The 13,118-nt window shown below is 55.9% G+C and carries 13 protein-coding genes; 4 read left to right on the top strand and 9 right to left on the bottom strand.

Features of this window, described 5'->3' with window-relative positions:
- Positions 1 to 32: 32 nt before the first annotated feature.
- From ADH66_RS01220 to ADH66_RS01200, 5 genes are all read right to left on the bottom strand, one after another.
- Complete coding sequence (locus tag ADH66_RS01220) at positions 33 to 1,301, bottom strand: O-antigen ligase family protein (RefSeq protein WP_207653021.1); 1,269 nt, start codon at positions 1,299 to 1,301, stop codon at positions 33 to 35.
- A gap of 258 nt (positions 1,302 to 1,559) precedes the next feature.
- Positions 1,560 to 2,174 (bottom strand): recombinase family protein, encoded by a 615-nt coding sequence (locus ADH66_RS01215; RefSeq protein ID WP_084384304.1) that lies wholly within the window; start codon positions 2,172 to 2,174, stop codon positions 1,560 to 1,562.
- 120 nt (positions 2,175 to 2,294) lie between these two features.
- The gene (locus ADH66_RS01210) at positions 2,295 to 3,263 is read right to left on the bottom strand and encodes a MerR family transcriptional regulator (protein WP_066536736.1); all 969 of its coding nucleotides are present in this window, start codon (positions 3,261 to 3,263) and stop codon (positions 2,295 to 2,297) included.
- An 88-nt stretch (positions 3,264 to 3,351) separates the two neighbouring features.
- The gene (gene arfA, locus ADH66_RS01205; RefSeq protein ID WP_066536737.1) at positions 3,352 to 4,875 is read right to left on the bottom strand and encodes an arabinosylfuranosidase ArfA; all 1,524 of its coding nucleotides are present in this window, start codon (positions 4,873 to 4,875) and stop codon (positions 3,352 to 3,354) included.
- A gap of 93 nt (positions 4,876 to 4,968) precedes the next feature.
- Entirely contained in the window at positions 4,969 to 6,519 is a 1,551-nt protein-coding gene (locus ADH66_RS01200) for a glycoside hydrolase family 43 protein (RefSeq protein WP_066536738.1), read from the bottom strand.
- A 215-nt stretch (positions 6,520 to 6,734) separates the two neighbouring features.
- Between ADH66_RS01200 and ADH66_RS21935 the strand changes: the two genes are divergently transcribed.
- Entirely contained in the window at positions 6,735 to 7,196 is a 462-nt protein-coding gene (locus ADH66_RS21935; RefSeq protein ID WP_456236487.1) for a hypothetical protein, read from the top strand.
- 15 nt (positions 7,197 to 7,211) lie between these two features.
- Positions 7,212 to 7,697, top strand: coding sequence for an MFS transporter (locus ADH66_RS21930; RefSeq protein WP_456236486.1), 486 nt, complete (start codon positions 7,212 to 7,214; stop codon positions 7,695 to 7,697).
- Positions 7,698 to 7,765: 68 nt separating this feature from the next.
- On the opposite strand, the gene spoVAC is transcribed toward ADH66_RS21930, so the two are convergent.
- The 3 genes from spoVAC to ADH66_RS01180 form a co-directional block, all read right to left on the bottom strand.
- Positions 7,766 to 8,209, bottom strand: coding sequence for a stage V sporulation protein AC (gene spoVAC, locus ADH66_RS01190; protein ID WP_066536740.1), 444 nt, complete (start codon positions 8,207 to 8,209; stop codon positions 7,766 to 7,768).
- A gap of 135 nt (positions 8,210 to 8,344) precedes the next feature.
- Positions 8,345 to 10,168: an asparagine synthase (glutamine-hydrolyzing) gene (gene asnB / locus ADH66_RS01185; protein ID WP_066536742.1), complete on the bottom strand. Its 1,824-nt coding sequence runs from the start codon at positions 10,166 to 10,168 to the stop codon at positions 8,345 to 8,347.
- A gap of 108 nt (positions 10,169 to 10,276) precedes the next feature.
- On the bottom strand, positions 10,277 to 11,143 hold the full coding sequence (locus ADH66_RS01180) for a glycoside hydrolase family 25 protein (RefSeq protein ID WP_066536743.1): 867 nt from the start codon (positions 11,141 to 11,143) through the stop codon (positions 10,277 to 10,279).
- 118 nt (positions 11,144 to 11,261) lie between these two features.
- Between ADH66_RS01180 and ADH66_RS01175 the strand changes: the two genes are divergently transcribed.
- A complete protein-coding gene (locus ADH66_RS01175) occupies positions 11,262 to 12,080 on the top strand; it encodes a hypothetical protein (RefSeq protein ID WP_066536744.1) in 819 nt (272 codons plus the stop codon).
- 153 nt (positions 12,081 to 12,233) lie between these two features.
- Complete coding sequence (locus tag ADH66_RS20560; protein ID WP_084384306.1) at positions 12,234 to 12,428, top strand: hypothetical protein; 195 nt, start codon at positions 12,234 to 12,236, stop codon at positions 12,426 to 12,428.
- A 162-nt stretch (positions 12,429 to 12,590) separates the two neighbouring features.
- On the opposite strand, the gene ADH66_RS01165 is transcribed toward ADH66_RS20560, so the two are convergent.
- The gene (locus tag ADH66_RS01165) at positions 12,591 to 13,115 is read right to left on the bottom strand and encodes a Gx transporter family protein (RefSeq protein ID WP_066536745.1); all 525 of its coding nucleotides are present in this window, start codon (positions 13,113 to 13,115) and stop codon (positions 12,591 to 12,593) included.
- Between the last annotated feature and the right edge of the window lie 3 nt (positions 13,116 to 13,118).

Raw genomic sequence — 13,118 nt, 5'->3', positions numbered from 1 at the left:
GTCGGGCCCGGTAAGAACTTAATTCGTGGCTATCACTCCTTTCCTTTGGCGGGATCAATTCTGCGGGCCAGCAGCCCCAGCGCCGTCCAGAAGAACGGCGCGGTAATGCACATACTGAACCCGAAGAATGCCTGCGCGCAGTAGCCTATAATACCAGCGCCAAGAGCCAATGCGGCGCCGTCTGCCGGCGCGGCGGCTGTCCACCGTTTCACCAGCAGTACCAGCAGCCATATGTAAGCTCCCAGCGCGAGTATCCCCTGGTGGTACCAGATATTGAGATATTCGTTATGGGCAGTGTCTATCATTGCCACTATCTTAATGCCCAGCTCCGCGTCATAGCGCGTAAAGGGCTCAAGCCCGCCATTTATCATGGTATCGGGACCAGAGCCCAGCAGCGGGCGGGTAACGGCAGCGGCAGCAACTTCTTTCCATATATGTATGCGCCCGCTGCCGAAGGAACTGTCAAAATCTCCATGCAGTATATTGTGGATTTCGTGCGGCATCCCGACGGGCGGGTCGGCAATGTATAGAGTCAGCAGCGCCGCAAGCAGCAGACCTGCCAGAGCTGCCGCGCATATAAGCCGCGTGCGCTTCTCTCTAAAGCCCATTGGCAGCGCCAGCAGCAAGCCTGCCGCAATGCCCACAAAACCTGCCATAACGGATATCCTGACAAGGATATAGGACGACAGCGCAAAGGCGGCCAAGAGTGCAAGGCGCTTGACCCCTTTCATATATGCCATGCCATATGCCAGAATGGGTACGGCAAGGCAGTAAAAGGCCGCCAGAAGGTCAGTGTTCCCCAAAGTGCCCAGGTATTCCCCTCCATATGCCTTTCCCGCATCAAAATAACTGTATCCTTTGGGGTACAGTCCGAAAGGGTTTTTCCCCGTAAGCTGCACAATGCAAAGAAGACTCTCTAACGTAACCACTGCAACCAGCGCCCACAGGAGCAGCCGGTCAGCCTCCCCATAGGCCGCAACCAGTAGAAAGCATAGCACGTACAGGGTTATAGTAAACGCTCCCTCATACCTGCTGGCCCCAAGAACGGTCTCCGGCCAATATGGGGACGCAAACGCAGATATCCAGGTGACAGACAGGTACAACAGGGCGGCCCGCTGTGGCCAAGAAAGTTTTTTTAACAGAGCTACCGCTGATAAAGGCCGACATACCCTGGCCGCGGCAATGCTCGCTACAGCCATAGAGACGACATATGTGCAGGATAATAGGGAAAAGGCGAGGAATTTTGACAGGGTTATATCCGCATACCCTTTTGCCCCGGTGAAGAACAGGAATGCTGTCATTAATAAAATAATATATGCCTGAGTGATAGCTTTCTGCGGGTTCATAAATATCGCTTTCAAAGGTGTCTCCTTCGCTCCAAGTGCAATAAAGTGTACTTTTTGAGAAATACAACATTTGACAGCTCAGCAGCTGCTGCAAGGAAAATGCTTTGTAATTATGCACTCAAATAGATGTTGCAAAATCTTGCTTTGTATGGTAAAATTACTTAAATAAAAGGAACTATCAAAAAGTACACAATTTGATAGGGGTTGCGTTGATTATTTGGGGGTGTTTCCTAGGCGCAGCTCCCGCAGGCGGCGGTAGAACGTGGCGTTGCTCATGCCGCACAGCAGGAGAACGTCCTTGATGTTCAGCTCCTGCCGCTCCCACCGGCGCACAATCTCGGAAAAATCCTCGGGCACCGGCTTCTCCGGCCTGCCAAAGCGCACGCCCTTTGCCTTTGCCGCCGCGATACCCTGTTCCTGACGCTTTTTGATGTTTACCCGCTCGTTCTCCGCAACAAAGGAGAGTATTTGCAGCACCAGGTCGGCGATGAACGTCCCCATCAGGTCTTTGGCGGTTCTGGTGTCCAGCAGGGGCATATCTATCACGCAGATGTCAACGTCCTTGATTTTGGTAAGGATCCGCCACTGCTCCTGTATCTCCTTGTAGTTGCGTCCCAGCCGGTCGATGCTCAGAATATAGACCAGGTCGCCTGGTCTCAGCCTTTTCACCAGCTCACGGTACCGGGGCCTTTCGAAGTCCTTGCCGGACTGCTTGTCCATATAGATGTTGCGCGGCAGTATATCCTTTTGGCCGAGGGCGACGCGCTGGCGGTCCTCGTTCTGGTCGGTGCTGGACACACGGATATATCCATAGGTTTTCATGGGCATAGCTCCTTTCTAAATTATTAAAATGGCTTGATACCGTCTATTTTATTAGATAGAGCCCACCCCAGGCAAAAGAAAAGGGACAGTCCACCCATGGACTGTCCCTTTTTCTTATTATATGTCTCAGTCTGCCGTGCCGTTCCCTTTTTCCCGGACCTTTACCGGCACGTACAGGTCCATCTGGTCATACCCCAGCGCCCTTTTGATCTCCTCCGTGGGGTTCAGCATATGCCCCATGGTCCTGTGCCCCGGCCGCTCGTCCAGCTCAAAGCCGCTGTCCTCTATCCACTTGAGGATGCCTGCGTGGACCCGGTTGCCGATGTCGTCGTCACCGTCCACCGACATGGCCGCGGCATAGAGCCCGCCCTCAAACTCGATGAGCTCATAGGGGGCCACCTCCTCTGCCGTGACACCGTCCTCCACCGCCCATATCCAGGTGGCCCTGTCCTCCTCGAACCAGAGGAAATCCGGCGCGCCGTATATCATCTTCTTCACCAGATGGTTGTGTGCCTCCTGCCACTCCTGAAAGGGGCCCATCACGTTTTCGATGGTATCCGCGCCGGAGGTAAAGGCCTTGAAGGGGTTTATCTGTACAAGGCGCACCTCCGGGGCCTTTTTGAGCTTCTCAGAGATGTCAAACAGCCGGTTCACCTTGGAGGCGTTGCCCTCGTAGGGGATATCCTCTATGCGGGTCTCCACCGTGGCGGTCCGCTCATAGAGCAGCTTCACATCGGAGTCGCTGCTGAAATCCATCTTTCTTATCTGCTCGATGAACTCCAGGATTATGTCCCGCAGGTCCCGGAGCAGGGCTACCTCGTGGTTGATGTCCTCTACCTTCCTTCCTAGCACGTCCAGGACAGTGTCCGACCCGGCGGCCTGGAAGATCAGCTGGATATCCTTGATGCTGATGTTCGGCTTTCTGAGGATCAATATCTGCTCCAGCCGTTTAAGCGCCCGCTGGTCGTACAGCCGGTAGGCGTAATCCGCCACCCGGGCGCTCTCGATAAGCCCCATGTCCTCATAGTACCTAAGTGTGCGCGCGGGGATATTGTACCGCTCCGTGACCTCCCTGATTTTTACTACGTCTGTCATTTTTAACACCCTTTCCGTGGTTTTGAATTTATTGTACACGCTTACCTAACGGAAGAGTCAAGGGGTGAGCGGAAAATTTTTTCCGGGCTTACTTTCTTTTCTTCAGGCGTATCACGTTCCAGGAGGCAGGCGCAAGCCTGGATTTGAGCAGACCACCGTCCAACTCGTCCCGGTCAGTGACAGTGTGTGGAGCCACCGTCTCTGCCGCCGCCGAGTTCACGGCCTTGAAATCTCCATGCTCAAGGACGATATGCTCTGTAAGCTCATAGCCCGCAAAGCCTCGCAGGTCGGTCTCAAGGGTTATGCTGTCCTCTAAATCCCGGTTCACGGCGAAAACGGTTAGCTCCTCCGCCTCGTCGTTCCACACGGCGGCGGCCTCCACGTCCGTCACGTCGGTGAACTCCCTGGTGTCGTGCCTTGAGGAGCGAAGGGCGGTGTTCAGAGCCACGCCACGGCCATATTTTGACGCGTGCAGATAGGGGTAGTAGATGGTCTGCCGCCAGGCGGGGCCGTCCTCCTCGGTCATGATGGGGGCTATCACGTTCACCAGCTGGGCAAGACAGGCCATGCGCACACGGTCGCTGTGCTTGATGAGGGTTATGAGCATAAGACCTACTAAGAGCGCGTCCTCGAAGTTGTACTGGTCCTCCAGCAGATGCGGGGCCACGGACCAGGGGCGGTTGCCCATGGTGTCGCTGTCCGCCGCGTCGCTGTGGAACCAGACGTTCCACTCGTCGAAGCTGAGCATGATATCCTTTTTGCCCCGCTTCTTTGCTTTAACAAAGTCGCAGGTGGAGATAACTGTCCTGATAAAATGGTCCATATCGTCAGAGTAGGCCAGGAAGTTGGCGGTGTCGTTAAGCCTGTTGCCGTAGTAGGTGTGCAGGGAGATATAGTCCACGCTGTTATAGGCCTCCTCCAGCACCGTGGCCTCCCACTGGGGGTAGGTGGCCATGCCGGTATTGGAGCTGCCGCAGACTACCAGTTCCACCGTGGGGTCTATCTGCCGAAGGGCCTTGGCGGTCTCGTCGGCCAGACGGCCGTACTCCCGGGCGGTCTTATGACCCACCTGCCAGGGGCCGTCCATCTCGTTGCCCAGGCACCAGGTTTTGATATTGTGGGGCTCCTTCACCCCGTGGGCTATGCGCAGGTCGCTGTACTTGGTGCCCGAGGGGTGATTGCAGTATTCCAGAAGGCCGCAGGCTGCGTCGATGCCCCGGGTGCCCAGATTCACCGCCATCATCAGCTCCGTGCCGGCCTTCTTTGCCCAGCGGGCAAACTCGTTCACACCCACCTCGTTGGTCTCGGTGCTGCGCCATGCCAGCTCCAGGCGGCGGGGGCGCTCCGAAACCGGGCCCACGCTGTCCTCCCAGTAGAAGTTTGAGACGAAGTTGCCACCGGGATAGCGCACAATGGGCACCTGAAGCTCCCGCACCAGGTCCAGCACGTCCCTTCTGAAGCCCTCCTCATCGGCAGAGCCATGCCCGGGTTGATACACGCCGCCGTACACCGCACGGCCCAGGTGCTCCACAAAGGAGCCGTACACGCGCTTGTCGATGCGGCTTATCTGAAAATCCGGGTCCAGGGTCAGGCGGGCAAATTTTGTATCCATAGTCAGATCCTCCATATAAAAAGTCAAATTAAGGGCATTGGATTCATTATAGCTATATCGCATAAAAAAGCAAGGACCTTTTCAGTTTCCGATTCAGCGGGGAAGCTGCCGGTACTGGAACTCCTCAAACCTGGCGCTGCCCTCTCCCTGACAGAACAGGCCCACAAAGCAGCCGGTAAAGGTGCCCCTGGTGCACTCTGTAGAGAGCAGCTGTGTGCGTCCGACACCCACCAAGGTCCTGCCCCCGGCGCCCTCCGCGAAGAAGCGGTATTCAAGCTTGTCCGATTCCACCTCCAGGAAAACCGGCCCGTCTTCGCCCAAAAAGACCGGCGCGGACTCCACGGCCATATCGCTCACCCGCCGCCGGAGCACGGCGCAGCGCCGGCCCTCCCGGCGGGTAACGGCCAGATCGTAGTGCTGTTCGTTGGTGTGAAAGACGGTTAGCCCCGCCTGCTGCTTTTCCGAAGGCGTACAGTCCATTCTGGTTGTGGCCGCCATAAAGAGGTGCTGCTGCCGGAGGCCGGTAAAGGTTGGGGACCCCAGGTCGTCCAGGGACTTTTCCCCGGCTGTAAGCGCCAGCCCGCCATCAAAGCGGTAGTTCTCCTCGTAGGGATTGCGCAAATACACCCAGCGCGGGGACAGTGGCCCGCCCTTTGTAAAATCGGCAAATAGGTCAAAGCTCCTCTGCTCTGCAAAGCCCTCCCCCGGGCGGCCGGGTAAGGGCATCGCTGCCGTTATGGGCTTGCCGCCGTTGACCACGGGCCAGCCCTCGCCGTTCCAGCCGACAGGAGCCAGCATGGTTTCCCGGCCTATGTGGTGCAGCTGCCCCTGGGTGGGGCGTATGCCGTGGAAGACCATCCACCACTGCCCGCTGCCGTCGCAGGTCAGGTCCCCGTGGCCCAGGGCCTGGAAGGAGCCCGGGCCGCCCTCCTGCCCAAAGCCGTCCACCACGTCCCTGTGGCTCAGGATAGGGTTATGGGGACAGGAGACGAAGGGCCCCCATACCGAGTCCCCTTTGGCAAGGGTCACCATATGGCCGTATTCGGTGCCGCCCTCGGCAATCATCAGGTAGTATTTCCCGTCGATATAATACATATGGGGCCCCTCCGGGCAGCGGCCGCCGGTTCCGTACCAGATTATCTTGGTTTCAGAGAGCTTTGCCCCGGTGGAAAGGTCTATCTCAAACTGGCCGATGCAGGAGCGGCCCTCACTGTCGGTATGGGTGCCGGTATAGTACGCCCTGCCGTCCGTGTCCCAGAAAAGGGAGGGGTCAATGCCCATATGGTCAATATGTATGGGCTCGGACCAGGGGCCGTTAATGTCGTCCGTCCAGACAAGGAAGTTGTCCAAAGGGCGCTGGCGGGAACCGCCCACGCTGGTGGTTATCATGTAGAACCGGCCGTTATGCTCCCGTATGGTGGGGGCGAACACTCCGCCGGAGGTGCCGCACTCCCCAATGGGCAGCTGGCTCTGCCTGTCCAGCACGTGGCCCAGCTGCTCCCAGTTGACAAGGTCCCTGCTATGGAAGAGGGGCACCCCGGGAAAAAACTCGAAGGAGCTGGTTACAAGATAGAAATCGTCTCCCACCCTGCATAGGCTCGGGTCGGAGTAGAACCCTGGAATAATCGGATTGCGGTAGTTCATCACCTGGTATCTCCTCTCAGACACGGGATTTTCATATGTTAACATTATACCTGCTGCCACTCAGTTTTTCAAGCTTTTAGTTTCTAAAATCCCCTCCCCCAAAGGATTGTTATAGTATTGCGGAATAGTGTTATGGATTTTTTGAATAGGTGTAGTATAATTATATCCATGGGCCTTTCTCAGTCAAGGACTCTTTCTCGCGGGAGGAAACCGTTATGGTATCACTACTATTGGCAATCATCTATATGGCTTTCCTCAGCCTTGGCCTGCCCGATTCTCTTCTGGGCTCCGGATGGCCGGTCATGCGCCTGGAGCTGGGCGCGGGCGCGGTGGGCGCGGCGCTTAATAACTATGTAGCCGTACACTACTCCTCCCGACAGATGAGCTGGCTCCATGCCTTCTGGGGCGTTGGGGTCACCATCAGCCCGTATATCATGAGCAGCTGCCTTACCGGCGGCCTGGGCTGGCAGACGGGGTATCGCCGGGTTTCCCTCCTACAGATCGTTTTGACGGTCATACTGTTCGCCGCCCTCCCCCTCTGGAGACGCTCCGGCGGGGCTTCAGACGGAGCGGCCGCCGACGTGCCCCTCTCAAAGGCGGTGAAGATCCCCGGCGTGCCCTTTGTGATGCTGGCTTTCCTGGGCTTCTGCGCCCTGGAGACCACCGCCGGGCTCTAGGCCAGCAGCTACCTTGTGGGCGCAAGAGGAGTTGACGCCGAGACCGCCGCTAAGTTCACCGCGCTGTTTTATATGGGCGAGACAGTGGGCCGGGTGGCCAACGGCTTTGTTGCCGATCGTTTTGGCGACAGGAACATGATACGCGTGGGCCTTGTCCTCATTTTGGCGGGCATAGGGAGGGTGCTTGTGCCCATAAACACAGTGGCCCTGGCCGGGCTTGTTGTGGTGGGGCTGGGGGCCGCGCCGGTATACCCCTGTATAATCCACGCCACCCCCTATAATTTCGGCACAGAGAATTCCCAGGCTCTGGTGGGCATACAGATGGCAAGCGCGTATACCGGGTCAACTTTAATGCCGCCGCTGTTTGGGCTTATAGCCCAGCATATCAATGTGGGGCTGTACCCGTTTTACCTGCTGCTCTTTGCCGGGCTGATGCTGGTGATGACAGAGCTTTTGAACCGGGCCGTAGGCAGAAGGAGGCAGGAATCCGGCCGGCAGTAGCGCGCTGGTCCTCTCAAAGAAGATATGGAAAAGACGGCCCGCCCACAGGGGCAGGCCGTCTTTTCCGGCTAAATGTGAAAAATGAAAATGATCAGTCCATACACCACGCTGGCCGTTACGCCGAAGACCAGCACCGGCCCGGCCACAGTGAAGAGCTTTGCTCCAAGGCCGGTGATGAAGCCCTCGCTCTTAAACTCCATTGCCGGGGACACCATTGAGTTGGCAAAGCCCGTGATAGGCACCAGCATCCCTGCTCCGGCGTGCTTGGAGAGGTCGTCATACCAGCCCAGGGCGGTTAAAGTAGCGGATATCAGTATCAGACTGACAGATACTGCCATGCGGGCCTGCGGCAGCTCCAGGCCAAGGCTTTGGTATAAATTACACAGCGCCTGACCTATGGTACAGATAAGTCCGCCGGAGAGAAACGCAAGGACGCAGTCCTTTACTACCGGCGAAGGCGGCGAAGCGGCCTTTACAGCCTTCGCATATTCCTGCGGCTTTGCAGTTTTCATAATGGATCCTCCCTTCTGAAAGCGGTTGATAAGCTGGTATTATCATGGACGCCGCCCGGGAGGAATATACGCCGCTCAGGAAAAGTGCAAAAAGTTGTGGCGCCGGCAAGCTGTGAAACAGAGCTGTCCTCTCTTTTACCGATTTATAAAAAACTCTTTATACCAGACAAGGAACGTATAAACCGTCCAGACCCGCCTGCTGTTGTCCTTCTTCCCGGCCTTATGCTCGTCCAGCAGAGCCAGGAGCTTATCAGTGTTAAAGAACTCCCGGGCTGTCTCCCCGGTGAACTCCCTTTTCACCCTGTTATAATACTCGTCCTCCTTAAGCCAGACCCTTATGGGTACCGGGAAGCCCAGCTTCTTCTTCTTCGCCCACTTCTCGGGCATCCTTCTAAGCGCGGCCCTTCTCATGGCGAACTTGGTGTTCTCGCTGTTCACCCTGTACTTCGTGGGTATGCGCCCGGCAAGCTTCATTATCTCCTTGTCCAAAAACGGCACCCGGAGCTCAAGGGAGTTCGCCATGCTCATTTTGTCAGCCTTTAGGAGTATATCCCCCACCATCCACATATTAAGGTCCACAAACTGCATCCGGGTCACTGGGTCCTTGTCCTTCACCATGTCGTAATAGGGCTTTACAAGCTCGCTGGGATCCGGCACGCCCAGGGGGCTTTTCAGTATCTCCCGGCGCTCCTTTTCCGTAAACATATAGGCGTTTCCGATAAAACGCTCCTCCAGGGTCTTGCCCCTTCTCACAAGGAAGTTGAGCCCCCTATGGGCCGGAAGAAGGCCCGCCGCCTTGCCTATCAGCCTGCGTATAGGCATAGGGATATTGTCGTACCAGGCCCATTCCAGCGGCTCCTTATAGATGTTATAGCCGCCGAAAATCTCGTCCGCGCCCTCGCCGGAGAGCACCACCTTCACATGCTTACTGGCCGTATTGCACACAAAGTACAGGGCCACGGCGGAGGGGTCCGCCAGGGGCTCGTCCATATGGTACTGTATCTTCGGGAAGTTCCCCCAAAACTCCTGGGGGCTTATTACCTTGCTGATGTTCTTGACAGGTATCAGCTCGGAGAGCTCCTTTGCGTAGCTGGTCTCGTTATATTTTTCGCCGTTGTCAAAGCCCACGGTGAAGGTCTTGTCCACATTGGCCGAGCAGGCCACATAGCTTGAGTCCACGCCGGAGCTGAGGAAAGAACCCACCTCCACGTCGCTGACCTTATGGGCCTGCACGCTGTCGTCAAAGACCCGCTCTATCTCGTCCACCCAGTAGTCCAGGCTCTTGTCCTCCTCGGCGTGGAACTCCGGGAGCCAATAGCGGGTTATATTCATTTTGCCGTCCCTATAGGTGAAATAGTGGGCGGGGGGCAGCTTGTACACATTTTCAAAGAAGGTCTCCGGCCCCGGGGAATACTGGAAGCTGAGATAGCTCTCCAGCGCCCGGCGGTTGAGCTCCTTCTTAAAGGCCGGATGGGGCAGGAAACTCTTTATCTCCGAGCCGAACATGAAGGTACCGCCCATCTTCGCGTAGTACAGCGGCTTTATGCCGAAGAAGTCCCTGGCCCCGAAGAGCTCGCCCCGCTCCCGGTCCCAGAGGGCAAAGGCGAACATACCCCGCACCCGGTCCAGAATCCCCGGGCCGTACTCCTCATAGCCGTGCAAAATAACCTCGGAGTCGGCCTCCGTCCTGAACTTGTGCCCGGCCTCTATGAGCTGCCGCCTTATATCCCGGTAGTTGTATATCTCGCCGTTAAAGACCAGGGCCTTTGACTCGTCCTCGTTCAAGAGGGGCTGGCGACCCCCCTCAAGGTCGATGATGGACAGCCGCCTAAAGCCCAGTGATATGCCCGGGGACTCGTAGTAATCGGCGTCGTCCGGCCCCCTGTGGGCTATAGCCGTGGTCATGGAGCGCAACACGCCCTGATCAGGGTCGCCGGTGAAGCCAACAAATCCGCACATATTTACGTCCTCCTTTAAATAACAGGAAAGTTTCTTTTTTACATTGCTTTTATTATATCACATCATGGTGAAAAATGGTAGTTTTTATTTTCAGGAGGTACCCTGTTCCTAATCCTCCCCCAGCTCCCTGTCTATCAGCTCCAAAAGCTTATCCAGCACATACAGCACCCGCACATAGGTGGCGCTAGCGTTCAGCTTCACCTCGTCCTCTGTGCCCGTGCCCGTGAGCCCCAGCCGCTCATAGACATCCTCCGCCGATTCCCTGGCCCAGGAGGGCACCTCCTTGAAGGTCTTATACCTTGCCTCGTTGCTGTTATACACGGCTTGAGCCTCCTGCCGCGCCAGCTCCTGCACCTGTTCCTTTGTCATGTCTGTCCAGTCCTCCCCTCTTATTATGGCCGGGTAATCCCGGTACGCCCTGTCCATGTCGAAATATCTGCCGTTTATTACGCCCTTATCGGTGTACTGCCACATGCCTGCCCCGGTATACTGGAGCTCCGCGTTCCACTGGGCCACCCAGCGGTCGATATGGGCGAGCCTCGGGCTTGACAGCCGCCCCTGCATCCAGGACACGCTGGAATACAGCCCGCAGTAGTACCCGGCCTTGCGAAGCTCGTCACAATAGGTAAGGCAGTTGTCTATAAGGGTCTCGCCCGTGGGCAGGGTGCGGTCCTCCACGTCGTACCACACGCCATATAGAGGGGTAAGCCCCTTTATAAGCCGCAGGGTATGCTGGGCCTCGCTTAAAGCCATGCTTCTGTTGCGGGCGTAGGAATACAGGTATACCCCAAAGGGCATCCCGGCCTGTTGGCACTTTTGCACGTTAGTGCGGTACTGGGCGTCGTCCTGGCTCTCATAATCCCCGCCGTAGCCGCAGCGGATAATTACAAAGTCTACCTTCCCCTTCATGGCGGCAATGTCCACATTACCGTTAAATTCAGAAATGTCTATCCCGGTTGCCAAAACCTTCGGCAAAGCCCTCACTTCCTTTCGCCCCATATTATGCCCGCAAAACTTTTTTGTTCGCCCTTATTTTACCTTTATCCTGTGCCGATTAATAAGATATATAAGAAATTGCAGAGGGGGTACGGCTATGATAACCATGATGGGCTCCATGGGCACGTATATGAAGAACCTGAAATTGCAGACCCAGTTCCAGATAAAGCAGGACCGAGGGGAGCTGGGCAGTCACAAGTCACTTGAGGACTACATCAACATAACCAACGCGAAAGACCTGCCCGGCCACGAGAACGATAAGGACCGCGAAAAGCTTTCAGGCATCAAAAACAAGCTGCTCCAGGGCGGCAAGCTCACCGCCGAGGAGCGCAAGTACCTCCAAGCCAAGGACCCGGAGGCATACCAAAAGCTCAAGGTCTCGGAGCAGGAGCAGAAGGCCTTTGAACAGCGGCTCCGGCAGTGTCGCACAAAGGAGGAGGCGCAAAGGCTCAAGATGACCTATATCAACAGCTCCCTGGTAACGTTAAAAAGCGTTGAGCACAACTCCGCTATCCCCCAGCAGAAGAAGCTGGAGATATTCATGCAGGAAAAGCAGAGGTGTGACAGGATAGAGGAGAGCTCCCGGGAATTCGTGCGCCGCGGGGACTATGACAGGCTGCCCACAGAGGCCGAGGAGACCAAGGCGGATAAGGACGCCCAGGAGGCCAAGGAGGCTCAAAGGCCCAAGGTCCCCGAAAGGAAGGAGCCTTTGAAGCCCGCAGAGAAGCGTAAGGAGAAGCCCACTGAGGAAAGGCCATCTGTCCATGTGGAGAGCCGCGAGGAGAAGAAGGTCAAAAGGGCGAGGGCCAACGCCCATCGGAACCCTGGCCCGGGCTTCACCCAGGTAGTGGCCGCGTATCATGCAAACATCGGGCAAGCCGATATCACGAAATCTAAAATTGACGCCAAGGGGTAATTTCCGGCGGTACTAAAAGGGAGACGCTTCGTAAGGGGGGTGTTTCCCTTTAGCTTTTGTAATCAGTCTATAACGGGGGATTTTTAAGGGATAAGTATATTTATCCCTTCCCTATGGGAAAAGGAAATTCGGAAAGACCCGTACAGCCGCAAAATGACGGTCTGTGAGCTTACCGTGAAGCAGAACCGCCACCGTGGGAATACGCGGCACAACACCGTAAAAAGCCGGGAACGGCTGATGAAGCTATTGGAGAGCGACCCGCTGGGCGCGTGTCCTGGTGAAAGCGTAAAAATCGCGAAAGAAGGCAATGTCATTAACTTAAGGAGTCTTTTACATTTTAAATTGTAAAAGGACCCTTTGGTATATTTGATTTCACAGGCATCTTCAAAATTCCTGGCAGTATGAGAGAAAAATAGTTTCCATACGATTTTTCTGCGAGGAGGGGATATACAAGCAAAAAGGCACGGCAGTATTTTCTTAAAGAAAACAACTGCCATGCTTTTATGCGATCTAAGTGAAGGGGCCCCCTTGCTTTCTTCGCGCTAATAGGTTCCTGCTCCTTCTTACCACAAGCTGCGCTGCCAGCCCGGTACAGGCTCCGGCGCAAATACCTGATACCATCAATACCGGCAAGTAAGAAACCACAGTCCAGGTACCTGTCACAAAAATTGCTGCTGCAATCTGCCCGGTGTTGTGGGCAATCGCGCCGATTACACTGCACACCCATATCTGCTTTTCTGTTACTATCCTGTGCAAAATTTGCATTACAGCATAACACAGCACCCCACCCGAAAAGCTGTAGATCAACGCGGCTACTCTGCCGGAGAGGAGGCCGCCCAGAAAAATGCGGGCCAGCAGGATATATGCCGCATCTACCGGCCCCAACAGGAAAATTGCAAAAATAGTTATGATATTTGCCAGCCCCAGCTTGACACCGGGTATAGGAACAATAGACGGTATTTGCAGCTCAACCGTAAAAATCGTCAGGGCGAGGGCAGTGAGCAGGGCATCTAAAGAAATACGCTTTGCCTTCATGTC

It is taken from the genome of Acutalibacter muris (genome assembly GCF_002201475.1).
Taxonomy (GTDB): domain Bacteria; phylum Bacillota; class Clostridia; order Oscillospirales; family Acutalibacteraceae; genus Acutalibacter; species Acutalibacter muris.
Note: the sequence above shows the minus strand (reverse complement) of the source record. Positions and strands in the feature narration are given on the sequence as shown.